Annotated in this window: 23 protein-coding genes; 8 read left to right on the top strand and 15 right to left on the bottom strand. The window is 67.3% G+C overall.

Annotated features, from left to right (window positions below):
* Positions 1-44: 44 nt before the first annotated feature.
* Complete coding sequence (locus ACQPYH_RS26430; protein WP_432876446.1) at positions 45-791, bottom strand: hypothetical protein; 747 nt, start codon at positions 789-791, stop codon at positions 45-47.
* A 1-nt stretch (position 792) separates the two neighbouring features.
* Positions 793-1,374, bottom strand: a complete 582-nt coding sequence (locus ACQPYH_RS26435) for a papain-like cysteine protease family protein (RefSeq protein ID WP_432876448.1) — start codon at positions 1,372-1,374, stop codon at positions 793-795.
* 180 nt (positions 1,375-1,554) lie between these two features.
* Here ACQPYH_RS26435 and ACQPYH_RS26440 point away from each other — a divergent pair, with 180 nt between their 5' ends.
* The gene (locus ACQPYH_RS26440) at positions 1,555-2,460 is read left to right on the top strand and encodes a hypothetical protein (protein ID WP_432876449.1); all 906 of its coding nucleotides are present in this window, start codon (positions 1,555-1,557) and stop codon (positions 2,458-2,460) included.
* Between the two features lie 120 nt (positions 2,461-2,580).
* On the opposite strand, the gene ACQPYH_RS26445 is transcribed toward ACQPYH_RS26440, so the two are convergent.
* The 13 genes from ACQPYH_RS26445 to ACQPYH_RS26505 all read right to left on the bottom strand — a co-directional run bounded on the left by ACQPYH_RS26445 (position 2,581) and on the right by ACQPYH_RS26505 (position 16,730).
* Positions 2,581-3,297, bottom strand: a complete 717-nt coding sequence (locus ACQPYH_RS26445; RefSeq protein ID WP_432876451.1) for a hypothetical protein — start codon at positions 3,295-3,297, stop codon at positions 2,581-2,583.
* 208 nt (positions 3,298-3,505) lie between these two features.
* A complete protein-coding gene (locus ACQPYH_RS26450) occupies positions 3,506-5,884 on the bottom strand; it encodes a RelA/SpoT family protein (protein ID WP_432876453.1) in 2,379 nt (792 codons plus the stop codon).
* Between the two features lie 132 nt (positions 5,885-6,016).
* On the bottom strand, positions 6,017-6,556 hold the full coding sequence (locus ACQPYH_RS26455) for an adenine phosphoribosyltransferase (RefSeq protein WP_432876455.1): 540 nt from the start codon (positions 6,554-6,556) through the stop codon (positions 6,017-6,019).
* Positions 6,556-7,761, bottom strand: a complete 1,206-nt coding sequence (secF, locus tag ACQPYH_RS26460) for a protein translocase subunit SecF (RefSeq protein ID WP_432876457.1) — start codon at positions 7,759-7,761, stop codon at positions 6,556-6,558. Before secF ends, ACQPYH_RS26455 begins: the two co-directional genes overlap by 1 nt.
* Positions 7,761-9,527 (bottom strand): protein translocase subunit SecD, encoded by a 1,767-nt coding sequence (gene secD / locus ACQPYH_RS26465; protein WP_432876459.1) that lies wholly within the window; start codon positions 9,525-9,527, stop codon positions 7,761-7,763. The genes secF and secD overlap by 1 nt, the downstream gene beginning before the upstream one ends.
* 84 nt (positions 9,528-9,611) lie before the next feature.
* Complete coding sequence (gene yajC, locus ACQPYH_RS26470) at positions 9,612-10,067, bottom strand: preprotein translocase subunit YajC (RefSeq protein ID WP_432876461.1); 456 nt, start codon at positions 10,065-10,067, stop codon at positions 9,612-9,614.
* A gap of 235 nt (positions 10,068-10,302) precedes the next feature.
* Positions 10,303-11,355, bottom strand: coding sequence for a Holliday junction branch migration DNA helicase RuvB (ruvB, locus tag ACQPYH_RS26475; RefSeq protein WP_432876463.1), 1,053 nt, complete (start codon positions 11,353-11,355; stop codon positions 10,303-10,305).
* 12 nt (positions 11,356-11,367) lie between these two features.
* The gene (gene ruvA, locus ACQPYH_RS26480; RefSeq protein ID WP_396405293.1) at positions 11,368-11,970 is read right to left on the bottom strand and encodes a Holliday junction branch migration protein RuvA; all 603 of its coding nucleotides are present in this window, start codon (positions 11,968-11,970) and stop codon (positions 11,368-11,370) included.
* A 22-nt stretch (positions 11,971-11,992) separates the two neighbouring features.
* On the bottom strand, positions 11,993-12,589 hold the full coding sequence (ruvC, locus tag ACQPYH_RS26485; RefSeq protein ID WP_432876465.1) for a crossover junction endodeoxyribonuclease RuvC: 597 nt from the start codon (positions 12,587-12,589) through the stop codon (positions 11,993-11,995).
* A 72-nt stretch (positions 12,590-12,661) separates the two neighbouring features.
* Complete coding sequence (locus tag ACQPYH_RS26490; protein WP_432876467.1) at positions 12,662-13,819, bottom strand: GNAT family N-acetyltransferase; 1,158 nt, start codon at positions 13,817-13,819, stop codon at positions 12,662-12,664.
* A gap of 44 nt (positions 13,820-13,863) precedes the next feature.
* Complete coding sequence (locus ACQPYH_RS26495) at positions 13,864-14,367, bottom strand: hotdog fold domain-containing protein (RefSeq protein ID WP_432876469.1); 504 nt, start codon at positions 14,365-14,367, stop codon at positions 13,864-13,866.
* Between the two features lie 538 nt (positions 14,368-14,905).
* Positions 14,906-15,706, bottom strand: coding sequence for a phosphotransferase (locus tag ACQPYH_RS26500; RefSeq protein ID WP_432876471.1), 801 nt, complete (start codon positions 15,704-15,706; stop codon positions 14,906-14,908).
* 421 nt (positions 15,707-16,127) lie between these two features.
* A complete protein-coding gene (locus ACQPYH_RS26505) occupies positions 16,128-16,730 on the bottom strand; it encodes a DUF664 domain-containing protein (RefSeq protein WP_432876473.1) in 603 nt (200 codons plus the stop codon).
* Between the two features lie 787 nt (positions 16,731-17,517).
* Between ACQPYH_RS26505 and ACQPYH_RS26510 the strand changes: the two genes are divergently transcribed.
* From ACQPYH_RS26510 to ACQPYH_RS26540, 7 genes are all read left to right on the top strand, one after another.
* Positions 17,518-18,534, top strand: coding sequence for a LacI family DNA-binding transcriptional regulator (locus tag ACQPYH_RS26510; RefSeq protein WP_432894489.1), 1,017 nt, complete (start codon positions 17,518-17,520; stop codon positions 18,532-18,534).
* The gene (locus ACQPYH_RS26515) at positions 18,534-19,157 is read left to right on the top strand and encodes a DUF1961 family protein (protein ID WP_432876475.1); all 624 of its coding nucleotides are present in this window, start codon (positions 18,534-18,536) and stop codon (positions 19,155-19,157) included. The genes ACQPYH_RS26510 and ACQPYH_RS26515 overlap by 1 nt, the downstream gene beginning before the upstream one ends.
* A gap of 138 nt (positions 19,158-19,295) precedes the next feature.
* On the top strand, positions 19,296-19,913 hold the full coding sequence (locus tag ACQPYH_RS26520; protein ID WP_432876477.1) for a YesL family protein: 618 nt from the start codon (positions 19,296-19,298) through the stop codon (positions 19,911-19,913).
* A complete protein-coding gene (locus ACQPYH_RS26525) occupies positions 19,910-21,457 on the top strand; it encodes an extracellular solute-binding protein (RefSeq protein ID WP_432876479.1) in 1,548 nt (515 codons plus the stop codon). Before ACQPYH_RS26520 ends, ACQPYH_RS26525 begins: the two co-directional genes overlap by 4 nt.
* A 16-nt stretch (positions 21,458-21,473) precedes the next feature.
* Positions 21,474-22,472: an ABC transporter permease gene (locus tag ACQPYH_RS26530; RefSeq protein WP_432876481.1), complete on the top strand. Its 999-nt coding sequence runs from the start codon at positions 21,474-21,476 to the stop codon at positions 22,470-22,472.
* A gap of 26 nt (positions 22,473-22,498) precedes the next feature.
* On the top strand, positions 22,499-23,386 hold the full coding sequence (locus ACQPYH_RS26535) for a carbohydrate ABC transporter permease (RefSeq protein WP_432876483.1): 888 nt from the start codon (positions 22,499-22,501) through the stop codon (positions 23,384-23,386).
* Complete coding sequence (locus tag ACQPYH_RS26540; protein ID WP_432876485.1) at positions 23,383-25,932, top strand: Tat pathway signal sequence domain protein; 2,550 nt, start codon at positions 23,383-23,385, stop codon at positions 25,930-25,932. Before ACQPYH_RS26535 ends, ACQPYH_RS26540 begins: the two co-directional genes overlap by 4 nt.
* Positions 25,933-26,197 lie beyond the last annotated feature (265 nt).

Consider the following 26,197-nt stretch of genomic DNA (forward strand, 5'->3'; position numbering starts at 1 on the left):
CCGTACCGAGGGGCTGGTACGGCGGACCGGGCGGACGGGGGACGTCAGTCGCTGTAGGTCATCTTGCGCCTCACTACTAGCAGGAGTCCGAGCACAAGTACGCCGGACGCCGCGACGACCGGGACGAGGTACTCGGAGTGGGAACGTGGCGCCTTGACTGCTGCCGTTGTGTCGTAGCCTCCTGCCATGCCGGACTCGTTGTAGGTGCTGCCGGGAAGCTTGTCGGAGTAGCGCTGGGAGACGAGCTTCTGGTACGCCGTGACCCCGATCGGCTTGGTGCCGATCGACTTCACTGCGGACGGGTTGAGCGGCCGGATCTGGCCGGCGGACAGCGCGTACCAGGCGCCGATCTGGGGCTCCGTGAAGAGCAGAGCGCCGCCGGCGGCAGTCGCCATGCGGGCCTCTGTGTTGCCGGAGGCCACATTCACCGGCTGCCAGACGCCGCTCGAATCCGGAGCGGTGAAGACGGTCAACGCCTGACCGCCCTTACTGGCAGCGGTTGCGGCGTACCAGAAGGTGGCGACCGGCGCGGACGCGTCGCGAACGAAGGCCGGATTGAGTGCATAGACGGCGTGGCTGTCCGAGCCGATGCTCGCCGCAGCCTTCCCAGCAGGCCCCGGGATCTTCGCAAGCAGGTTGACAGCGGAAGACGAGTGAGCAGCGTTAGTTGCCTTGGACAACTCGCTCGGGGCGACCGGCTGAGGTGCGGCGGCACCCGCAGGGGCGGCGAAGGCGAGCCCGAAACCGAGACCGGCAGCGAGGACGGCGGCACAGCGAAGCAGGCGACGCATGTCAGGCTCCGATCCGGTACAGGGAGTGCGTCCAGGTGAACTGCGAGTTGGACCGGTACCAGCTGTACGTCGAGTAGTTGTAGCGCGGGTCGTCCGGCCACGGGTTGTAGTACTCGAGCGTCGAGTCGGAGGCGTCGTACCCGATGATGTCCATCATGTGACCGCCGCCCGAGGTCCAGCCGATCCGCGTCATCACCGGCCGGCCGGCGGCGATCTCGGTGACGAGCGAGTTGAAGCTGAGGGTGCCGGAGATGTAGCTGCCGGCGCTGATCCCGATCGTGCGGAACGCCTGCTGGTCGTTGGCCAGGCTCGCCTGGTTGTTAGGACAGGTGGCATTCGCATTGTTGCCGAAGGCCATGTTGCAGAACTGGTTCTGCGAGTACGAGCGGCCATAGAACGCGGCGATGCTGTTGCCGCTCGCGGCCCAGCACCAGTTCGACTTCTGCTGTGCCTGGCCGGTCACATTCAGGTAGTAGCTGCCGGGCGCGGCCGAGGCGGGCGGCGCGAGCGGGGCCAGCGTGGCGAGCCCGAGGATCGTAGCCAAGAGCAACGACCAGGAGCGGCTGGGGCGGAGCCTGCGCATGAGTCCTCCTTCGAAGGGAGAGGGGCGGAGACCATCCTTGGGACGCCGGTACGGCGCGGCAAGAACCCGGAGCCCGCCGTACGACGGGTTGTGAACGGCAACGAGCCGTGAACAGCGGGTGATGAGCCGGTGTCAGACGGTGCTGTGAATGTTTACACTGCCCCAAAGGAGCGTGGGCCCATGGTCAAATCGGTCGAAGCGTCGATCCCGGCGGTGTCCCCGGAGGCGTCGTTCGCGGACGCCCTGCGGCACGCGATCTCCCGCCGTGGGCTCGCCCTCAACCGGATCCGGACCCACCTGGCCGACCGCGGGCTGCATGTCGGCGTCGCGACGCTCAGCACCTGGCAGAGCGGCCGGCGGATCCCGCGCGAGGACTCGCTGGCCGTCATCACCGCGCTCGAGGAGCTCCTGCAGGTGCCGACCGGATGGTTGACCGTCCGGATCCCGCCGGCCCGCGAGCCGGGCACCTCGCCCCAGCCGTACGCCGTTGTCGACTACGCCGAGGCACTCAGCCTGTTGCTCGACCGACTCCGCCGGGACGCCCACGGGCGGCTGCGCAACGTGACGGTGCTCGAGGAGGTGCAGATCGGCGCCGATCGGAGTGCTCTTCGGCGGCGCGTGATCCAGAGCGTGGTCGCCGTACAGCCGGTCGATCGGCTGATCATCGCGCACCAGGGCGAGACGGGCTGCGACGCGGAGCAGTTCACGCTCCGCGCAGTGAGCGGCTGCCGGACCGGCCGGATTGCCCGCTCCCCCGAGTGCGGCGCGCTCCTCGGGGAGTTGCTGCTCGACCGGGTGCTTGCCGTCGGAGAGACCGCCGTCGTCCACTACGACGTCGAGGACCGGAGCGGGCTGCCGACGACGGACTTCCAGCGCTTCAGCGAGTGGGGCGGGGTGCACTGCGTGCTGGAGGTCCAGTTCGACCGGGCAGCGCTGCCGGTCCGCGTCTACGAGCTGCGCCGCCGCCACACCTCGGGCCCGAACCTGGTCCACCGCGAGCTGATGCTCACCCCCGACGGCCGCGTCCACGTGATCGAGCCGTCCGCGGAACCCGGCACCGTCGGTATCGCCTGGGAGTGGGATTAGGAGCAAGCCTGTTCTGCAGCTCGACAGGAGGTGTGTGTCCCGCAGGTGCGTCCGTAGGCGTGATGGCGGGTTGGATGGCCGGTCAGTGGACGTATACGTCCTGTCGAGATGCAGAAATCCCTAGCTGCGGAAGCCCGCGTGCACGTGGTCGTGGTGGGTTTGGTCGGAGAAGTACGCCGTACCTGAGAGCTGGTACGGGCCGCCGACGTTGTATGAGCCAGCGGACTCGGCGGCGTGCATGTACGACGTGATGAGCGAGCGCGAGGTACTCGGTGACACCACCGCGTGGCCGTTGATCTGCCAGGTGTCGAACGCGCGGCCGCGGGGGTGGTCGCTGGGGCGATTGGTGCCGAAGACATCGAGCGGGTGGCCGGAGCGGATCACGCTGACGCCGATCCGGTAGGTCTTCGCGAGCTCGAGCATCGCGTTCAGCACGCTGTCATGGACCTGGCCCGACTTGATGTCCGCGGCAGAGGCCGGGGGCAACGAGATCTGCTTGTTCGCCAGCACCTGTCGCGCCGCGGACGACAGACTCGCGGCCGGGGCACCAGGCTGGGCCGGGTGAGTCGCCGTCACCCGCCAGGTGCCTTGCGACGACTTGCTCAGCCGTACGTCGACCGTCGTACCGCCGCTGATCACCCGGTTCTCCCGGATCGAGTACACCAGCGTCGGCACCAGCACGCTGGCCGAGGAGCTCAGGATCCCGCCGTACTGCGCGTCGATCACGTCGATCGCGGCCGGCGTATCGGTCGGCTGCAGCAGCTTCATCACCGCCGCCACCGCCAGCCGCTTCACCTGAGGCTGGATCTCCCCCGGCCCGGGCACCCAAGCCTGCACGGAAGGCAGCACGACTGTAGGCGCAGGTGTCGTCGGCGCGCTGGACGGCGTCGGACTAGCACTCGGAGTCGAGCTCGGAGTAGGGCTCGACGGCGGACTCTGAGCCGACGAATCACTGCACCCCGCCAGCAACCCAACACCCGCAACCAAGAACGCCCGCCGCCCGAGACCACTCATAGACGCAGTGTCCCCGGCCCCACAAACCGAGCTACTGCGTCACCCGATACACATCGAAGACGCCCTCGACTGAGCGAACCGCCTTCAGGACGTGGCCGAGGTGGGTCGGGTCGCCCATTTCGAAGGTGAAGCGGGACTTGGCGATGCGGTCGCGAGTCGTCGTCAGCGCTGCGGACAGGATGTTCACGTGGTAGTCCGACAGCACGCGGGTGATGTCTGACAGCAACCTCGCCCGGTCCAGCGCCTCGACCTGGATGGCGACCAGGAAGACGGACTGGGCGGTCGGGGCCCACTCGACCTCGACGATCCGCTCAGGCTGGGTCTTCAGGTTTTCCACGTTGGCGCAGTCGGCCCGGTGCACCGAGACGCCCGCCCCGCGCGTGACCCAGCCGATGATCTCGTCGCCCGGCACCGGCGTACAGCACCGGGCCAGCTTCGACAGCACGTCGGTCGCGCCCTTGACGATGACGCCGGCATCGCCGCGAGCAGTGCGCTTGCGGCGCTCACGCGTGGCCGGCAGGTGGACGCCCTCGGCCAGGTCCTCGGCCGCGCCCTCCTCACCACCGTACGTCTCGATCAGACGCCGTACGACGGCCTGCGCGCTGACGTGCTGCTCGCCGACGGCGGCGTACAGGCCGGTGACGTCCGGATACCGCAGGGAGTTGGCGACGGCGGTCAGGGTCTCGTGCGACAGCAGGCGCTGCAGCGGCAGGCCCTCCTTGCGGAGCTGCTTCGCGATCGCGTCCTTGCCGTGCTCGATCGCCTCGTCGCGGCGCTCCTTGGAGAACCAGTGCTTGATCTTGTTCCGCGCGCGGGGGCTCTTGACGAACGTCAGCCAGTCGCGCGACGGACCCGCACCCTGCGCCTTCGACGTGAAGACCTCGACCACGTCACCGTTCTCGAGCGTGCTCTCCAGCGGCACGAGTCGGCCGTTGACGCGAGCGCCGATACAGCGGTGCCCGACCTCGGTGTGGATCGCGTACGCGAAGTCGACCGGCGACGACCCGGTCGGCAGCGACATCACATCGCCGCGCGGGGTGAAGACGTAGACCTCGGAGTTGTTGATCTCGAACCGCAGCGAGTCGAGGAACTCCGACGGGTCGGAGGTCTCCCGCTGCCAGTCGACGAGCTGCCGCACCCAGGGCATGTCGTTCGGACCGCCGACGTCGGTGGTCGGCGTGGCCGGCGCGACCGAGCCCGGGTCCTCCTTGTACTTCCAGTGCGCGGCAATGCCGTACTCCGCGCGGCGGTGCATCGAGAACGACCGGATCTGCAGCTCCACCGGCTTGCCCTGCGGGCCGATCACGGTGGTGTGCAGCGACTGGTACATGTTGAACTTCGGCATCGCGATGTAGTCCTTGAACCGGCCGGGGACCGGGTTCCACCGCGCGTGCAGTATGCCGAGAGCCGCGTAACAGTCGCGGACCGACTCGACCAGGACCCGGATGCCGACCAGGTCGTAGATGTCACCGAACTCGCGGCCGCGGACGATCATCTTCTGGTAGATCGAGTAGTAGTGCTTCGGCCTGCCGGTGACGGTCGCCTTCACCTTGGCGGCACGCAGGTCCTCGTGGACCTGGTCGATCACGGACGCCAGATACTCATCGCGGGACGGCGCGCGCTCCGCGACCAGCCGCACGATCTCGTCGTACACCTTCGGGTGCAGGGTCGAGAACGCGAGGTCCTCGAGCTCCCACTTGATCGTGTTCATACCGAGCCGGTGGGCCAGCGGGGCGTAGATCTCCAGCGTCTCGCGGGCGATCCGCTCCTGCTTCTCCTGCCGCAGGAACCCGAGCGTGCGCATGTTGTGCAGCCGGTCGGCGAGCTTGATCACCAGGACGCGGATGTCCTTCGACATCGCGACGACCATCTTGCGGATCGTCTCGGCCTGCGCGGACTCGCCGTACTTGACCTTGTCCAGCTTGGTCACGCCGTCGACGAGCATCGCGATCTCTTCGCCGAAGTCGCGGGTCAGGTCCTCGACCGTGTACGGCGTGTCCTCGACGGTGTCGTGCAGTACGGCGGCGCACAGCGTCGGCGCGGTCATACCGAGCTCGGCGAGGATCGTGGCGACCGCGAGCGGATGCGTGATGTAGGCGTCGCCGCTCTTGCGCAACTGGCCGGTGTGGTACTTCTCCGCGGTCCGGTACGCGCGCTCGATCAGCCCGAGGTCAGCCTTGGGGTGCGTCGCGCGGACGACCCGGAACAGCGGCTCGAGCATCGGCGCCCGGTTCGGGTGCCGGGTGCCGCCGAGGCGGGCGAGCCGGGCACGGACCCGGGCCGGCGCGATCCGCGGCGGCTGAGCAGCTTGGGCAGGCGGTTGGGACGCAGGCGTCGGCGAGACCGGGCGCACCGGTGACGGCGCGCGCGGTGGCTCCTGCGGTACGGCGTTCGGCACCGCAGATGTCATCGCCGGGTCTTCGCCCACGTTTGTGTCCCTCCGCCGACAGACCCCCAGTCTAGAGGCCGTTGACCAACGAGGCAGACCCGCCTGTGGACAACACGCCGGGTTATCCCCCGACTGCGGAGAGTTTGCCCGAAATCAGACCGTCAGCAAGGAGCTCAACTGCTCGCCTTCGAGGCGCTTGCGGCCCGGAAGGAACGAGAGCTCGAGCAGGACCGCAGTACCGGCGACCTCGGCCTCGCAGCGGCGGATCAGCCGCAGACAGGCCTCGACGGTGCCGCCGGTGGCGAGGACGTCGTCGATGACCAGGACCCGGTCACCCGGAGTGAACGCGTCCTGGTGCACCTCGATGGTCGCCTCGCCGTACTCCAGCGCGTACGACTCCTCGTACGTCGCCGCCGGCAGCTTGCCCTTCTTACGCACCGGCACGAACCCGGCGCCGAGGGCGAGCGCGACCGGGGCGGCCAGGATGAACCCGCGCGCCTCGATCCCGACCACCTTGTCGACCACCGGGTTCCCGTCATCGTCCGTCCCGGCCGCCGCCAGCGCCTCCACGACCTGCGCGAAGCCGGTGTGGTCGGCCAGCAGCGGGGTGATGTCCTTGAACACCACCCCCGGCTGCGGGTAGTCCGGAATATCGCGAATGCCGTCGGCGAGAACCTGCTCGAGCGACCGCATCACTTACCGCGCTTCGACCGCGGCTTGCGCGTCGGCTGCGGACGCCCGGCCGCCGTCGCCTTCATCGGCCGGGTCGACGGCGTCGGCGCCGTACCGGTGGCCCGATCCGCCTTCCGCGGCGTGTCTTGTACGGCCCTGTCCTGTCCAGCACTGCGCGCGGCGGCGCCGGCACCCGCCGTGGCAACCGCGACCGGAGCCGCCGTAGCCGCAGCGGCAGCGGCCGTCTGGGCCTTCTTCGCCGTGACGCGCTTGTTCAGCGCCTTCATGCCCGGCTCGCGCTCCTTGAAGACTGCGAGCAGCGACGGGGCGATGAAGATCGACGAGTACGCACCGACGGCGATACCGACGAACAGCGCGAGCGACAGGTCCTTCAGCGGGCCGGTGCCGAGCACGACCGTGCCGACGACCAGGATCGCGCCGACCGGGAGCAGTGCGGTGATCGTGGTGTTGATCGACCGGACCACCGTCTGGTTGACCGCGAGGTTGGTCGCGTCGGAGTACGTCATCCGGTTCGAACCGGTGATGCCCCGGGTGTTCTCGCGGATCTTGTCGAACACCACGACGGTGTCGTACAGCGAGTATCCGAGGATCGTCAGTACGCCGATCACCGTCGCTGGTGTCACGTCGAATCCGACCAGTGCGTACACACCGACGGTGATCGTGACGTCGTGGATCAGGGCGATGATTGCGGCCATGGAGGCCTTGGCTTCTCGGAAGTACAGCCAGATCACCGCGAACACCGCGACCAGGAAGACGATCAGCGCCAGGATCGCCTTGTCGGCGATCTGCTTACCCCAGGACGCGCCGATCTGCTGCGAGGTCACCTGGTCGGCGGGAATGCCGGCTTCCTTGGCGATCGCGGCCCGGACGTTGCCGACGTCGGCCTGCGCCAGCGGCTTGGTCTGGACGCGGACCTTGTTGTTGTTGATCGTGGTGACAACCGGGTCGCCGAGTCCCTTGGCGTTGGTCGCCTTCACCGCGGCGGTGAAGTCGTCCACTGTGCTGTCGGTGACCTTGACGGCCGCGTCGTACTCGACGCCGCCGCGGAACTCGATGCCGAGCGCCAGGCCGCGGGCGAACAGGCCGGCCAGCGAGATGATGACCAGGATCGCCGAGAGGCTGAACCAGAACCTGCGGTGGCCGATGAAGTCGTAGGAGACGTCACCGCGGTGCAGCTTGGCACCGATCTGTCCGAGCTTCGACATCAGACCTGCCCTCCCAGCGGCTTGCGCGTCGACGGCGTCTTCCGCGGCCGGGCTGTCGTTTTGGTCTGTCCGGGTAGTCGTTCGACGCCGAGATGCTCCGGATCCAGGCCGGACAGCTTGTGCCCGTGGCCGAAGAAGTCGGTCCGGGCCAGCAGCGTGACCATCGGCTTGGTGAACATGAAGACCACGAACAGGTCGATCAGCGTGGTCAGGCCGAGTGTGAACGCGAACCCGCGGACGCTGCCGATCGCCAGCACGTACAGCACGATCGCGGCGAGCAGCGAGATCGAGTCGGCCGCGATGATCGTGTGCTTGGCACGGGCCCAGCCGGTCTCCACCGAGGAGCGCAGGCTGCGTCCTTCACGCACTTCGTCCCGGAGTCGTTCGAAGTAGATGATGAACGAGTCCGCGGTGATACCGACCGCGACGATCAGACCCGCGATACCTGCCAGCGTCAGGGTGAAGCCGATCGCCTTGCCCAGCAGGATCACCAGCGTCCCGGTCAGTACGCCGGCGACCGCCAGCGACGCCACCACGACGATGCCGAGGCCGCGGTAGTACAGGAAGCAGAAGAGCACGACGAGGGCGAGGCCGATGAGGCCGGCCCAGATGCCCGCGGAGAGCTGGTCGCCACCGAGCTGCGGCGACACGGTCTCGACCGAGGAGATGTCGAACTTGACCGGCAGCGAGCCGTACTTCAGCACGTTCGCCAGGTCGCGGGCCTCAGCCTCGGTGAAGGTACCGGTGATCTGCGCCTGGCCGCCCGGGATCGGGTTGTCCACGCTCGGCGTCGAGATGGTCTTGCCGTCCAGCACGATCGCGAACAGGTTCTGGCCCTGGCCCCGCTGGGAGATGTTCTGGGTGGCCTTCAGGAACTTGTCGCCGCCGGCCGAGGTGAACTTCAGGTTGACCTGCCACTGCAGACCGTTCTGCGGGATGCCGGCGCTGGCGTCCGACAGGTCGGTGCCGGCCAGGATCGCCGGACCGAGCAGATACCTGTTCTGGTTCTGGTCGCAGGAGAAGAGCGCCTTCTTCGGGTCGTCGAGCTGCTTGTCGCTGCACTTGAAGGTGGCGAACGCCGCCTGCGTGGCCGCGTCCGGCGTGTAGTTCAGCGGGTCGCCCGCTGCGGTGGCCGGCGTCGACGGGGTCGCGGCCGGGGTGCTCGGCTTCGGCGTCGTACTGGCCTTCGGGGTCGGCGTCGGCGTCGCGTCGGCCAGCGCGCTGGTCCAGGCGCGGCCCTTCGGCGTACTGCTGGTGGTCGGCTTGACCGTGGTGCTCGGCTTCACGGTCGTGCTCGCCTTGGGCGTCGTACTCGGCTTGGGCGTCGTACTCGGCTTCGGCGTGGCGCCCGGAGTCGGCGTCGCCGTCGGGGTCGGCGCGACGGGGGCCTGCGAGCCCAGCACGATCCGGAAGTACAGCAGGGCGGTCTGGCCGACCTGCGACACCAGCGATTCCTTCGTGGCGCCCGGGACGGCCACGTTGATGTGGTTCGACCCGGAGGTGGTGATGTCGGCCTCGGCCACACCGGCGCCGTTGACGCGCTGGCCGATGATGTTCTTCGCCTCGTTCAACTGGTCGGCAGTCACCTTGCCCTTACCGTCGAACGTGCTGGCGGTCAGCGTGATGGTGGTGCCACCGCGCAGGTCCAGTCCGAGCTTGGGCTTCCAGGTCTGGGTCAGCGCCATGATGCCGAACAGCAGGACCACGACCACCACCAAGGCGATCAGGTTCCGCCCGGGGCGGGATGTCGACGAACTCGTTGCCACGTCAGATTCAACCTTCGTACTTCTGGGCGCGCCGCACCGTCAGGTGGACGCCGAACGCCGCGCCGCAGGCTGGTGGGACGGAATTCAGTTCTCGGTGTGCGTCGGCGGCAGCTTCGGGGCGTCCTGCACCTTGCCGTCGGCCTTGTCACGGCCCGTGTCCGGAACGTCGACCTTCGACTCGTCGGTCGAGACCGTGTCGGTGGAGTCGGTGGCCTCGTCCGCGGCGTCGGTGGCCTCGGCGGCGTCCTCGTCCGGGACGACCCGGCCGATTGCGCCCTTGACGACCTGAACCAGAACGCCCTCGGAGATCTCCAGCGTCACGTACTCGTCGTCGGTCTCCTCGACGATGCCGACCAGGCCGCTGGTGGTGATCACCTTGCTACCCGGGGCGAGCGCGGCGACGGTGTCAGCCTGGCGCTGGCGCTGCTTCTTCTGCGTGCGGCTCATGAACCAGATCATTCCGACGATCAGGATCAGCGGCAGCAGCAGCGTGATGCCGCCACCCCCGGAGGAGGCCATCGGTACGGCGAGGAGTTGCATCGGGTCTCAGAATCCTTTGTCGATCGGAAATACGGGCGTCCGGCACGCTCTGCTCGAAAGCGCGCAGGTCGCAGCGGAATAACCTGGAGGTCAGGCCACCGGGGAGTCTAACCCTGAGCGGCAAGAAGTACCTCATGACACCGGGTCACGTTTGCGTTACTCGGTACTGCAGTAACTACGCTCCGGCGCCCGCGGACGTTCCCCGACGTCCGCTGTTCAGTTGGGGTCGGTCTCCTTAGTCCTCATCGGTGTCGAAGAGCGTGTCGGCGAACGTCGCGCCCTTCGGGACCTTCAGCCCGATATGCCGCCAGGCCGCGGGCGTAGCGACCCGACCGCGCGGCGTACGGGCCAGATAGCCCGACCGGACCAGGAATGGTTCGGCCACTTCCTCCACGGTCTCACGTTCTTCGCCGACCGCAACCGCCAGCGTGGAAAGACCGACCGGTCCGCCCCCGAAACGGCGGCACAAGGCGTCCAGAACGGACCTGTCGAGCCGGTCGAGGCCCATTTTGTCCACCTCGTACAGCTCCAGGGCCGACTTGGCGAGCGCGAGCGTGATGATGCCGTCCGCCCGCACCTCTGCGAAGTCGCGGACGCGGCGGAGCAGCCGGTTCGCGATACGCGGCGTACCGCGAGAGCGCGAGGCAATCTCCGCCGCGCCCTCCGGAGTGATGTCGACCTCGAGCAGGGCGGCCGAGCGGTTGACGATCTTCTCCAGCTCGGCGGACTCGTAGAACTCCAGGTGACCGGTGAACCCGAACCGGTCACGCAGCGGCCCCGGCAGCAGACCGGCCCGCGTGGTCGCCCCGACCAGCGTGAACGGCGGGATCTCGAGCGGGATCGCGGTCGCACCGGGCCCCTTGCCGACGATCACGTCGACGCGGAAATCCTCCATCGCCATGTACAGCAGCTCTTCGGCCGGCCGCGACATCCGGTGGATCTCGTCGAGGAACAGTACTTCGCCCTCGCTCAACCCGGAGAGGATCGCGGCGAGGTCGCCGGCGTGCTGGATCGCCGGACCGCTGGTGATCCGTAGCGGCGTGGACAGCTCGCTGGCGATGATCATCGCCAGCGTGGTCTTCCCGAGGCCGGGCGGGCCCGACAGCAGCACGTGGTCGGGCGCCCGATTGCGCCCACGGGCAGCGTGCAGCACCAGCTCGAGCTGCTCGCTGACCCGGCGCTGACCGCCGAACTCGGCCAGCGTGCGCGGCCGGAGCGCGGACTCGATCTTGCGTTCCTCGAGGTCCACTGCGTCGGCTGACACCAGCGGCCGGACGTTGTCTTCCATCGCCTAGGTCCTCTAGGCCTTCGAGAGCACGCGCAACGCGGCGCGCAGCAGGTCGGGAACGGCTGGGCTGGGGCTGTCGGCAGCGAGTGGCGACACTGCGGTGACCGCGTCCTCGGCGTCGCGAGCCGAGTAGCCAAGACCGACCAGACCGGCCGCCACCTGCTCGCGCCACGCCTCCTGCGTCTGGAGAGGCCGGCCGGTCACCGTCTTCGACGGCGCACCGATCTTGTCCTTCAGCTCCAGCACGATCCGCTGGGCGCCCTTCTTCCCGATGCCCGGCACCTTCACCAGTACGACGAGGTCCTCGGTCGCGACGGCCTGTCGCAGCTGGTCGGGGCTGAGCACCGCGAGCGCCGCCTGCGCCAGCCTCGGGCCGACCCCGGACGCGGTCTGGAGCAGCTCGAACAGGTTCTTCGCGTCGTCGTCGGCGAACCCGTACAACGTCAGTGAGTCCTCGCGAACCACCATCGATGTGGAGATCCGGGCCTCTTGTCCCGGCCGCAAGCCAGCCAGGGTGCCCGGGTCGCAGTACACCTGCAGGCCCACTCCCCCGACCTCGACCACGGCGCTGTCCACGCCGATGGCCGCCACCGGTCCACGCACAAAGGCGATCATCGCCCACCTCCCGTTTCCGTGCTCACCGCTTGCCCTGCTGGGCCGCCACCGCGGCCCGCAATCTTGCCATCTGCAGACGGGACTGCGCCTGCGCCTGCGCCTCGAGGTTGGACCGGCTGGACGCCGCCTCCTGCAGCTTGCTGGCCACGCCACCACGCCAGACCTGACAGATCGCCAACGCCAGCGCATCCGCAGCGTCGGCGGGCGTCGGACGCTCGCTCAGCTTGAGGATCCGGGTGACCATCGTGGTCACCTGCTCCTTGTCCGCCCGGCCCGATCCGGTGACCGCGGCCTTCACCTCACTCGGCGTGTGCAGCGCGACCGGCAGCCCGCGACGAGCCGCGACGACCATCGCGACTCCGGAGGCCTGCGCCGTCCCCATCACGGTCCGAACGTTGTGCTGCGCAAACACCCGCTCGACCGCGACCGCGTCCGGCTGGTACTTGGCGATCCACTCATCCAGCTCCGCCTCGATCTGGACGAGTCGCTTGGACACGTCGAGGTCGGTCGGCGTCCGGATCACTCCGACGGCGACCAGTGCAGGCGGCTTCCCCGGCGTACCCTCGACGACGCCGAGGCCGCACCGGGTCAGTCCCGGGTCGACGCCGAGCACCCGCATGGACCACCTCCGAACGTTTGTTCGATAACCCTAGACGGCGGTCTCGCGACTGACGAAATCGACGCGCCGAACTCAGAAGTAGTCGAGCATGTACGGCGTCGGTCCGCTGAAGACCGCATCCAGGCCCGCGTCCGTTGTGGGCGCTCCCCCGGCGACCAGTCCGGCTCCGCGAAGGGCCGCGAGCGGCGTACCGGCGTACAGCGCAGCTAGTCCACGTGGGCCGCATCGGAGAGCGTCGTTCGGGCTGTCCGTGGGCGTGAGGCTGCCGGATCCGTCGGCGACTGACAGGTGCCAGTCGCCTGTGTTCGCGGGCAGGTCGGGGTCGTCGATCCGCAGGTCAGCCTCGAGTACGACGCCTTCCGGGAAGCCTCGCGTCGCGATGGCGGCCGGAGCGTCGGTGAGCCGGAGCATCCAGCGGTTGATCCGCGTATCGCCGTCCGCCTCGTGCTCGGCGAGCAGATGGATCGGGTCGAACGGCGGGCAGTACGCCTTTACCGACTTCGCGATCGACGCGCCCGAGCCGACGGTCGCCCACAGGGCGCGAGCGGTCTCCTCGGAGCCGGCCATGAGCTCGTCGACAGCCAGGTCGCCGTCGGACCAGTTGTAGACCACGAAGCCGTCGTCGGCGACGTACGCGAAGTTGTTCTCGTCCTCCAGCCAGGACTCGATCTCAGTACGCGGCCAGATCAGCGGACCGCTCGAACGCCTCGCCGCGTGGTTCTTCCCGGCGAGCTGGAGGAATAGGTCCGCATCAGCACGACCCGCCTTCCGCACCGCCGTACCCTTGCCGCCCAGCGTCCGCAGATCAGCGGCCTGGAACGAGAACTTGTACCTATTACCCGCGAACTCGTAGCCCAGGTGCCGGTAGAGAACAGTCGTCGCGGGATACAGCGCCGTCAGCGGGTACCCCCTGTCGACGCACCGCTGCAGCACCGCACGCATCATCAGGCTGCCCACACCACGACCGCGGTACTCCGGTGCGACGACTACGCCGGCCACTCCGCCCATCGGGACCCGGCGCCCGCCCCACCACTGCTCGAACGGCCAGATCCGCGCCGCAGCAACAAGCTGGTCCCCGTCGACGACGCCGAGGAACCGCCCGTGCATGAAGGTGAGCGCATTCTTCTTCCACTCGTCCCGGTCCCCACCAGGCCCGAACGACCGAATCCGCACCTCCCACACCGCATCGAGCTGTTCCTCGACAACGTCCACCACCCGCAACTCGGTCACGCGCCGACCCTACGTCCCACGAGCCGACCGACGCGGCCCATTTCCTACCTGTTGCCGACGTTCTCGCTCGCCACCCGGTCGGCCGACGTCTTCTTGTCGGTGACCCACAGATGGATGACTCCCTCGACAACCACCGTGCCGTCGTCCCGAGTCGCCTTCACCCGCACCGGCACATCGGACCCCGAGGTCCAGCTGTCCGGATCGGTCTCAGCCGAACAGACCAGATCGGACGTCGCCTTGGCGAGGTACGAAACCTCCATCCCCTTGGGCAACCACCGCTTCCCCACCGGCACCGTAGCCTCCGCCAACGCCCCCATCGCCGCCTCCAACCCGTTGCACACAGCAATCGCATGCACGGTCCCAATGTGGTTCAGAACCGCCCGCCGCTTAGGCAACCGCAACGAGGCAAAGTCACACCCAACCTGCAAGAACCGAGGCCGCACCGACCGGAAGTACGGCGCCTTCCAGGTAAACCCCCAAGAAAACACCCGCTCCCCACCCGGCACCCCACGCAACCGCTCCCACAACCCCAACACCTGACTCGCCATACCCGCATGTTACCCGTGAGTCACATATCCCGTGAAGAGGTTGTGACACCGTCCAAACGACACCGCTTCGCGGCGGCCGTCTTTTACCCGCCTCCGGCGGTGCGCGTACCGCCGCGCGCGACAGCGGCCCGGCGTACAACCGCCCGCGACGGCAACCCTGCACGACCGAGCACCTGCACGCCCCGCAGTCCCAGCGGGCTACTCGCCTACTACTCGATCATTCACGTCCCCTGCTCGGAGTTTCACCGCGTGCTCGCACCCGGCGGAGCACTGATGCTCGCCTTTCAGATCGGCGACGAGCACAACCATCGAACCGAGTTCCTGGGCACGCCAATCTCCGTCGATTCGTACCGACAACAACCAGACGAAGTCGCGGCTCTGCTGCACGACGCAGGCTTCGAGCCATGGGCGACAGCAACACGTGAACGTGAGGGCGCCAAGACGACAACGCACGGCTACCTCTTGGCCCGCAAACCCCAGCCCATCAGACCAGGTACCACCGACGTCCGGTGAGTTTGTCCTCGACCGCTCGGGCCGGTCAGTTCAACAGCGCAGCTTTGAACGTCTCACGCTGGTCTGACAGCCAGGTCTGTAGGCGGTCCCAGCGGGCCCAGCCGCCGCGTTCGTCCAGGGCCTGGAGGTAGGCGGGATCGCCGTCGGCGACGCGGCCGGCGACGAAGGTTCGGCAGACCTCCGTGGCCTGTTCGATGACGCTTGGCAATTCGGCGCGGTCCAACGGTGAGAGGCCGTAGCTGTCGGCAAGGATCCGCAGCCGCGCGGGCGCAACCAGCCCGGTGGGGTAATAGCCGGCCGCGGACGTGGGATCGACCATGGGCACCCAGTAGCGGGCGGTCATGGCGACGTCCCAGAGCGGACGACCCGGAGCCGCCAGGTCGAAATCGATCAGCGCAGCTGCACGTCCGTCACGGAAGACGACGTTCTCCATACACACGTCGTTGTGGCACAGCATCGTTCCACCCTCAGGGTCGGCAAAGTCCCGAGGCCATCTGGCCTGGGCGTCGACCGCGACGCCCGAGCTGGCGTCATGCAGTCGCCGCAGCAAGCTCCCGACCGATTCCAGCGCGGTCGTCGTCATCGCCCAGTCCGGGTACGGCAACAGAGGCACATCGCCGGGCACGAAGCTCAACTGCTCGCGCCCATCCGCAGTAAGGCCGACGGGTGTCGGCGCCCCATCGAAGCCCTGCCCCTTCAGCGCAAGCAGATAGGCATGCAAGGCACGCGCGTTGCTTGGAGCGGGCCGTTCCACCAGCTCCCCGCGCCGCAAGACCGCCCCCACATTCGCCATCCCGCCAACCAACACCCCGTCCTCACCCGTCATGCCAATCACGCTACCGCCCGGTCGACCCCACACCCGGCCGCTCTCCACATCCGGCGCGACCAAAGGACACCACTTCGTGGCGGCTGCTCGGGTCGCCGCGTCGCTGCGGTTGCTTGGTTGCCGCGTCGCTGCGGTTGCTTGGGTTGCCGCGTCGCGGCGGTTGCTCGGTTGCCCGCGTCGCCGCGGATGTTCAGCTGCCCGCGTCGCCGCGGTCGCCTGGCTGGCCGTCTCCGACGGCGCGTGTCTCAGACGCCGCAGCGTGTGCTTCGTCGCGCCGTGGGCGCCTCGGCGTACCAACCGCCCGCGACCACCCTCCAGACGCCGGTCACTACCGACCGCCGCCGTTCGCTGAGAGATCTAGATCCTCCCGCGGTAGAGCCGATTCTCGTCAACGACGAGACGACCTCCGTGGAAGTCGCGGCTAGGGAACCGGGAACTCGTGTGGCGGGCCTTCGCCGGTGGCGCCGTCGACTGCCTCGCGCAGCAGATCAGCGTGGCCGGTGTGGCGGGCGTACTCCTCGATGAGGTCGCTGATGAGCCGCCGCAGACTCATGCCGCCTTCGGGGGCGTAGTCGAGACCCGACTCGGCGAGGAGGCCGGCGAGCGTGTCGCGAGAGCGGTGTACCGCCCGCACCCACAGGTCGCGGAGTGCGTCGGGATCGTCGTCCTTGGCCGACTCCCAAGCCCAGGTCTCCCACCTGGACTCGTGGTCGATGCCGCGGAACTCGGGCAGCAGTTCCACGCCAGCCAGGTCGCTCTGGAACTTCATCTCCTCACACAGCGCCAGGTGCTTAAGAAGTCCGCCGAGCGTGATTGCAGACCGGCCCAGGCGCAACTGCAGGCCATTCGAGTCCACGTCCCAGCACTTCCAGGCCAACGTACGACGATTGCGCTCCAGAGTGAGGAGGGCGGTCTGGAGTTCATCACCCTGCATGAAGATGCCGAGATCCCATTCCGGAGGACGTCCGGGCGTGAACCCAGGCGCGCTCGTCAACACCGAGGTCCGAGCGGTATTCGTATCCATGCTGTCAGCGTAAAACCGCATCCGGACGATCTACTTCCGGAATTCCAACCAACCGCTCCATTGCCAACAGGTGGTGGTGTGCTCCGCCGAGTAGGAGTTGGCTCGTCGACAGTCGCGCACCGCCTGCCAGCAAGACAGCCGCGAAGGCGGTCACCGTCTCAGGCGAAGGACGTGCGCTCGCGCGAGCGCGTGGCTGGGAGACGAAAGTCGCGCGCCGCCTTCCGGAGTTCGCCGATGACGCGCGAGCCGCCGGAGATCGTCACTAGTCCAGCCGCCGGGAACCGGTCTCGCCGGGCGAGCGGTGGTGTCCTCCGCCGGGGACGAGTCGGATCGCCGAGAGTCGTACGCCGCCGCAGGCGGCCAACAAGACAGCCGCCGCGAAGCGGTGACCTTTCTGGGCGGGCGGTTGGTGTACTCCGCCGGGGACCAGCCGGATCGCCAAAGTCACACGCCGCCGGAGCCGGCCAATAGGCAGCGGCCGCGAAGCGGTGTCCCTTCCGGGCGAGCGGTTGGTGCGCTCCACCACGGACCAGTCCGATCGCCGAGAGCCGCACGCCGCCGGAGGCGGCCAACAAAACAGCCGCCGCGAAGCGGTGTCGTTTCTGGGGTGAGGGTGGTGTGCTCGGCCGGGACGAGTTGGATCGTCGGCGGAGCGCGCCGCCGGAAGCGGCCAAAATGACAGTCGCCGCGGAGCGGTGTCCTTTCGACCGGTGGTTGTGGGATTTAGACGATTCAATTTGGGGTGGCTAGACTGCGTGGGACGGTGGCCGCGGGTGGATGGGGGATGATGGGGACGCCCAGCATCAAGGAGGTTGCGCGGAGGGCTGGGGTTTCGGTGGGGACTGTCAGCAACTTCTTGAATCGGCCGGGGATTGTGGCTCCGGATACTCGGCAGCGGGTGCAGGAGAGCATCGACGCGCTGGGGTTCGTGCGGAACGAGGCGGCGCGGCATCTGCGGGCCGGGAAGAGTCGCACGGTGGGGCTTGTGGTGCTTGATGTTGCCAACCCGTTCTTCACCGATCTGGCCGAAGGCGCCGAGGCGTTGGCGTACGAGCACGACACCCTGGTCATGCTCTGCAACAGCAAAACCGACCCGGTGCGCGAGGGGCATCACCTCGATCAGCTCGAGCAGCAGCGGGTGATGGGAATCCTCATCACCCCCTTCGACAGCAGCGATCCGCAGCTGACGGCGCTCGTTGAACGCGGTACGCCGGTGGTCCTCGTCGACCGCGCCGCCGACCGCGGGCTGTGCTCCGTGTCGGTCGACGATCACCTCGGCGGACGTCTCGCCGGGAACCATCTGATCGAGGCCGGACATCGCCGGATCGCCTTTATCGGTGGGCCGTTCACGATGCAACAGGTGTCCGACCGGAAGGCCGGCATCACCGCGATCGTTGCCGAGTCCAACGATGTCGACCTGCAGTACTACGAGGTCGACGTGATGGGCGTGGTCGAGGGGCGCGCGATCGGCGAACGCATCGCCGCGATGCCCGTCCGCTCCCGCCCCACCGCGGCCTTCCTCGCGAACGACCTGCTCGCACTGGGATTCCTGCAGGCGATGGCCGCTGCCGGACTGCGGGTGCCGCGCGACATGGCGATCGTCGGGTACGACGACATCGATTTCGCGCGCGCCGCCGCCGTACCGCTGTCGTCGGTGCGCCAGCCGGCCGAACTGCTCGGCCGATCCGCGATGGAACTGCTGCAGGAGGAGGTCGCGGCGTCGGATCGGCATCGTCACCGCCAGGTCATCTTCCAGCCGGACCTGATCGTCCGCGAGTCGAGCGACTTCAAACGCCGTCGCTGATGTCCGCCAGAAAGTACGAGAATCCGCTCGCGTCACCAGCCGATCTTGAAGGGTTCAAGCTCGAGGGCGACGGCGCGATGTCCTTCCCGCTCGGGCGACTTCGGCTGGAGAGCACGCAGGACGACGCGAACATCGTGCTCTGGTGTCCGGAGGAGTTTCCGCCGGACATCACCGTGGAGTGGGACTTCTGGCCGATCCGCGAGCCCGGCCTGTGCATCCTGTTCTTCCACGCGAAGGGCCGGCACGGCGAGGACCTGTTCGACCTCCAGCCGCGCACCGGTCCGTACGACCAGTACCACCACGGCGACCTCGACACGTACCACGTCTCGTACTTCCGCCGCCGTTGGCCGGCCGAGCGCGCCTTCCACACCTGCAATCTGCGCAAAAGCTACGGCTTCCACCTGGTCGCGCAGGGCGCAGACCCGATCCCGGGCGTGCCGGACGCCGACGGCCCGTACCGCCTGAAGCTCGCCGTACACCAGGGCCTGATCACGTTCGCGATCAACGATCTGGTGAGTTTCAGCTGGCACGACGAGGATCCGTTGCGAGGCGGAAAGCTCGGCTTCCGGCAGATGGCGCCGATGATCGGCGAGTACGCCAACCTGCGAATCTCGCACTCCTGACCAGTCCCTGACCAGGTCCCGCCCAGTCCCTGACCAGTCTCCGACAAACGCTTTCCGAAGCGTTGACGTTGAGACGATTCAACTATATGGTCACATCACTTTTCGCCCGAAGCAGCCCGAAGCATCTAGGCAGGCACCATGGCTGGCTGGTCCATCAAGCTGTACAACGCAACAGACGAGGTCGTCTGGGCGATCAAACTGAACGCCCTGTGGATCCTCTTCACCCTGCTCGGCGGTATCGCGCTGGGTATCGGCCCGGCCACGCTCGCGGCATATTCCCTGGCTAGACGCAGGTCTTCCGGTGAATCGTTTCACGCCTTGCCTGCCTTCCGTACCGCGTTCCGCCAGGAGTTCCGCCGCGGCACGCTCGTCGTACTCCCACTCGTCGCGCTCGCCGTCGTACTGATCGGCAACTACCTGTACTTCGCCGCGCTCGGCACCGCACTCCCCCGGCTGGCGAGTCTCGCGGCGCTGGTCGCGCTCGGGCTGATCGCCGCCTACGCGCTGCCGATGGCCGTGCACTACGACCTCGGCATCCGCACGTTGTTGCCCAAGGCATCGTTGGTCGCGCTCGCGCGGCCGGCGTCGTCGCTGGTCCTGCTGTTCGTCGCGCTCTCCATCGCCTACCTGTCGGCCAAGTTCCCGGTGCTCGGGATCGTGCTGGCCGGTGGCGCCTGGATCCAGCTCGACACCTGGCTCTGCCTGCGCTTCTTCGCCGAGAACGAAGCGCGCCTGCATCTGAAAGGGAACCGATGAACATCTTCTCCAAACGGCGCATCGCCGTAGCCGCCGTCACGGTGACGGCACTGCTCGCCAACGCGGCCTGTTCCGGCGGTGGCGACGACAGCGGAGGCCAGGCCTCGAGCAACGAACTGACGGTGATGGCGCCGCTGTTCGGTACGGCGCCGGACGCGAGCGGCGAGCTCCAGCAGGCGGTCGAGAAACTGATCGGCAAGAAGCTCAAGATCACCTGGGTGCCGAACGCGGAGTACGGCGACAAGTCGAACGTCACGCTCGCGTCGGACAAGATCCCGGACGTGATGGTGGCGAACGAGAAGAGCCCGTCGTTCGTGAAGGCCGCCGAGGCCGGCGCGTTCTGGGACCTGACCGGCAAGCTCGACAAGTACCCGAACCTCAAGCCGGCCGACGAGCAGACCGCGAAGAACACGCAGACCAACGGCAAGACGTACGGCATCTACCGGGTCCGGCCGCTGCTCCGGTCCGGGATCGTGATCCGCAAGGACTGGCTCGCGAAGCTCGGTCTCAAGGAGCCGCAGACCGTCGAGGACCTCTACAACGTCGCGAAGGCGTTCACCGAGCGCGACCCGGACGGCGACGGCAAGAAGGACACGTACGGCCTGATCATCCCGAAGTGGCCCGGTAACTACGCGAGCGCCAGCCCGTACGACGTGGTCGAGACCTGGTTCGGCGCCCCGAACGGATGGGGTGAGCGCGACGGGAAGCTTGTCCCCGGCTTCGACACCCCGGAGTTCCTCGCCGCCAACGAATGGCTGCGCAAGTGGGTCAAGGAAGGCCTGATCAACCCGGACTTCGCCACCCTGGACAGCGCGAACTGGAACGACCCGTTCGTGCAGGGCAAGGGCGGCATGATCATCGACGTCAACGTGCGGGCGACTCAGCTGCTCGACCTGTTCAAGGAGAAGAATCCGAAGGACTTCGACAAGGTCACGCTGGTCGGCAACCTGAAGGGCCCGGACGGCGAGAAGCACTCGTACCCGTTCACGGGCTACAACATGGTGATCGCGATCTCCAAGCAGCACATCCGCACCGAGGATCAGCTCGACGAGGTGCTGAAGACGCTGGACAAGCTCGAGTCCAAGGAGGGCTCGATCCTGCTGACCAACGGCATCGAGGGCCGCAACTTCAAGGCCGACGGGCAGTACGCCGTACCGATCAACCAGGACGACCCGAAGGTCAAGGCGATCCAGAACGACGTCGACAAGGGCTTCATCCAGCTCGGCACGCGCGCGTCGGTCGGACTCGGCGCCTACGCACTCCGGCCAGACGACGAGGCCAGCCGGAAGATGCGGGAGAAGTTCGACGTACTGATGAACGAGGACCTGAAGACCGCCGTCTTCAACCCGGCGCTCAGCATCATCGCGCCGACCTCGGTCGCGAAGGGCCAGACGCTCGACACGATCATCCCGGACGCCCGGATCAAGTACCTGTCCGGCGCGATCACCGAGGACCAGCTGAAGGCGCAGATCCAGCGCTGGTACGACGGCGGCGGCACGCAGATCGCCAAGGAGGTCAACGACCTCGCCAAGGCCGGCGGCTGATACCGGGGGGATGGAAATGGCTACTGATCTGGTGCCGGAGGTGGTGCAGCCTGCCGCGGGATCCTCGCGGCAGGCGCCCGCCCCGAAGCGCAAGCGTCGTACCCGGGCCCAGCCGTTGTGGCGGGACCTGCTCCGCTACCGCTGGCTGTACCTGTTGCTGCTGCCCGGCCTGGCGTACTTCGTCGTGTTCAAGTACCTGCCGATGTACGGCCTGACGATCGCGTTCAAGGACTACGTGCCCTTCCTCGGGTACTCCGGTAGCGAGTGGGTCGGGCTGAAGCACTTCCACGAGCTGTTCACCGGGCCGGACTTCGGCCGGTTGATGTTCAACACTCTGCTGCTCGCATTGTTGACAATCCTCTTCGTCTTCCCGGCGCCGATCATCGTCGCACTGCTGCTGAACGAGCTGCGGGTCAACGTGCTGAAGCGGTCGGTGCAGTCGCTTGTCTACATTCCACACTTCCTATCGTGGACAATCGTCGCTTCGCTGACCTACCTGCTCTTCTCGGTGGACTTCGGCGTGATCGCGAACTGGATCCACAGCATCCTGGGCGGGCAGAAGACCGACTATGTGGCGCAGGCCGAGTGGTTCCGGCCCCTGATCGTGCTGCAGCTGCTGTGGAAGCAGACCGGCTGGGGCACGATCATCTACCTGGCCGCGCTGGCGGGTGTGGACTCGCAGTTGTACGAGGCGGCGAGGGTGGACGGCGCCGGCCGGTGGCGGCAGTTCTGGCACATCACACTGCCGGCGATCCGGCCGACGATCGTGGTGATGGCGATCCTGACGTCCGGGCATTTGATGGACTCCGGGTTCGAGCAGATCTGGCTGATGACCACCTCGCTGAACCGTGATGTCGCGGACGTGTTCGACACGTTCGTGTACTACATCGGCATCACCCAGGGCGCATTCAGCTACGCGACGGCGGTCGGCCTGTTCAAGGGCGTGGTCGGCGTGATCCTGATCTTCGGCTCGAACTTCCTGGCCAAGCGCCTCGGCCAGCGCGGATTGTTCTGAGCGAATTGTTCTGGGAAGGGCAAGCGATGAAACAAAGAGTCCGGTACTACGACTCGGTCGGCAGCCGCGTCTTCGATGTGCTGAATGTGCTTTTCCTGAGCGGTTTGGCGATCGTCACGGTGCTCCCGCTGCTGTACGTTCTCGCCGGATCGTTCGCAACCGAGTCGGAGATCAGTTCACGGCCGTTCTTCCTGTGGCCGAAGCGATTCGTGACCGACACGTACCAGTACATCTTCTCGACCGACACGTTCGTACGGGCGTTGCTGACCACGATCGGCGTGACCGCGGTCGGCACCGTCGTACAACTCCTGCTCACGCTGACGATGGCGTACCCGTTGGCGAAGCGGTTCCTGCCCGGGCGCGCGCTCGTGCTGAACCTGGTGATCTTCACGCTGGTGTTCAGCGGCGGCATGATCCCGACGTACCTCGTGGTGCGCGATCTCGGGCTGCTCGACAGTTACTGGGCGCTGATCCTGCCGCTGGCGATCAACCCGTTCTACCTGATCGTCGTGAAGAGCTTCTTCCAGGAACTGCCGGAGGCGCTCGAGGAGGCGGCCCGGATCGACGGGTGCAACGAGCTGAACGTGTTCCTGCGCATCGTGCTGCCGTTGTCGAAACCGATCATCGCGACGTTCTCGCTGTTCTACGCGGTCGGGATCTGGAACGACTACATGTCGCCGTTGCTCTACATCGACGACAACAAGAAATGGACGCTGCAGATGATCGTCCGCCAACTCACCGCGGCCAACGCGGACTCGGCGAACGTGCTGCAGCAATTGGAGACAGTGACGTTTCCGGAACAGGGTCTGAAGTTCGCGGTCGTGGTGGTCGCGACGCTGCCGATCCTCTTCTTCTACCCCTTCCTGCAGAAGCATTTCGCCAAGGGCGTCCTGATCGGATCGGTGAAAGAATGACCACGCTCCAATGGCTCGAAACCCCTTGCAAACAAGGCACTTCCTGGGGAGTCCCGTGGCCCCGCGGTACGGTTGCCGAGGGCACCGAGTTCGCGCTGGCCGACGGTACTCCGGTGCAGAGCTGGACGACCGCGACCTGGCCGGACGGTTCGGTCAAGTGGTCCGCTCACGCGATCGGTCCGGCCGAGCGGCCGGAGGCGTCGTACGAGCTGGTCGCCGGTGAGTCCGCAGAGCCGAGCCGGCCGAGTCAGCCGGTGCAGGTCGAGCGGGTCGACGGCGAGGTCCGCGTGTCGACGGGCGAGGTCATGTGGGTGCTGAAGCCGCCCGGGTTGATTGCCTCGATCAACTACAGCGGGCAGGAGATCGTGCGGGACGTCCGCCTGATCAGCCTGCGCCAGGACGCCCCGGATGATGATCTGAACCATTGTCGACAACAGACGACGGCGATTGTTGACAATCTCATTGTCGAGCAGGACGGTCCCGTGCGGGCGGTCGTCAGGCTGGACGGCAAGCACGGCGATTGGCTGCCGTTCTCGTTGCGGCTGTATTTCTACGCGGGCGCCAAAGACGTACGGATCGTGCACAGCTTCATCTGGGACGGTGACTCGGACCGTGACTTCCTGGCCGGCCTCGGGCTCGCCGCGGACGTGGTGATGCGCGACGAGCCGCACAACCGGCACATCCGATTGGCTGGTCCGTCAGGCTTCCTGACCGAGGCGGTCCGCGGTCTGACCGGTCTGCGTCGTGATCCAGGTGAAGAGGTCAGGCAAGCGGAAGTAGGCGGTCGCGCCATCCAAGAGATCCCTAACCCGGAGGTGGCCGACCGCCTGCACCTCATCCCGCAGTGGAACGACTACACCCTCGACCAGACCAGCGCCGACGGCTTCACCCTGCGCAAACGCACTGGCCCGGGACAGGGCTGGGTCACCATCCCGTCCGGGACCAGATCGCCCGGCTACGGGTACGTCGGCGGCGTCAGCGGCGGACTGGGATTCGGACTACGCGACTTCTGGAAGCTGCACCCGACGCGGCTCGACATCCGGAACGCCGCCACCGACCTCGCCACGGCCACGGTGTGGATGTGGTCGCCCAGCGCACCAGCGATGGACGTGCGGTACTGGCACGACGGCATGGACCAAGACACGTACGCCGAACAGCTCGAAGGCCTCGAGGTCACCTACGAGGACTACGAACCCGGCTTCGGCAACGCTCAGGGCATCGCCCGCACCCATGAGCTCAATCTGCGCGTCCACGAGACCACACCATCGGCAGACGAGCTAGCGGAACACGTCGCGCTCCTCAACTCCCCCGGCCTACTGACCGTCTCACCGGCACGGATGCTGGAGGCAGGCGTCTTCGGCACCTGGAGTCTGCCCACCGCCGACCACCAGGACATCGAAGCCCGGCTCAACTTCCTCTTCCAGTACTACGTCGGTCAGCGCGAGCAGCGCCGCTGGTACGGGTTCTGGGACTACGGCGATGTCATGCACACGTACGACCGCGACCGGCACACATGGCGGTACGACGTGGGCGGGTACGCGTGGGACAACTCGGAGCTGTCGCCGGATCTCTGGCTCTGGTACCAGTACCTGCGCACCGGGCGAGCGGACGTGTTCCGGTTCGCGGAGGCGATGACCCGGCACACCGGCGAGGTCGACGTACATCATCTGGGCCGCTGGAAGGGGCTCGGGTCGCGGCACAACGTGCAGCACTGGGGCTGCAGCTGCAAGCAGGTGCGGATCTCCAGCGCGATCTACCGGCGCTTCTACTACTACCTGACCGCCGACGAGCGGACCGGTGACCTACTGGACGAGCTGGCCACCATCGACGACGCGTTCCTCAGAGTCGATCCGCAGCGCAAGGTGCGGCCGGATGTCTACTCCCCCGACCCACATGCGCTCTCGATCGAGCTGGGCGTGGACTGGGGCGCGCTCGCTGCAGCGTGGCTGACGCGGTGGGAGAGGCACGGCGATGAGCGAGCCCGGGCGCGGCTGGTCGGGACAATGACTGATATCGCGGCGCTGCACTACGGGTTCCTGACCGGCAACGCACGGCTCGACCTGTCGACCGGGCGTTTCGACACCAGCCGGCGAGGAATCGCGGTCTCACACCTGTCCTCGCTGTTCGGGCTTCCCGAGATCTGTTCGGAGCTGATCGACCTGGACCTCGACGTACCCGGGTTCGAGAAGGCGTGGCTCGACTATTGCCGGCTGTACCTGCTGACGCCCGAGGAGCAGACCGCGGAGGTCGGACAGCCCCTGCAGGGCATCTCACTCGTGCAGGCTCACAGCAGGCTGGCGGCGTACGCCGCAGCGCGCACCGGCGACACTGAGCTGGCCCGGCTGGCGTGGCGGAAGTTCTTCGTGGACGAGGGCGATCAGCTCAACCGCAACGCCATGCAGCGTGAGGCGGAGTGGAAGACGACCGCGATCCACGGGGCGCTGATGCCGGTCGACGAGGCGGCGTTCATCAGCACGAACGGCGCCGCGCAGTACGCGCTCGCGGCCATGCAAAACCTCGCGCTGATCGCAGAACACCGCCCCTGACGCCGGGCCGTCATTCAGACCAGGCTCCGGTGCGATCGAAGGACTCGTGGGCAGCTACCGCCGAACTGCCGTCGGCCAGGTTGCCCACATAGTCGCCCCCGTCCGTGCGGTATCCGACCTGATCGACTGACTCCCTTCGGCACCATCCAGAAGAGCCGCTTCTCCCGCATGGATCTGGCGGTCCTCGGGCGTGCATCCTTGCCCACGGCCGAGACCCGCGACCTCATCCGCTCCACCTTGCAACACATGGCCGAGTACGCAGGCT

The organism is Kribbella sp. CA-245084 (assembly GCF_050942355.1).
In the GTDB taxonomy this organism is placed as follows: domain Bacteria; phylum Actinomycetota; class Actinomycetes; order Propionibacteriales; family Kribbellaceae; genus Kribbella.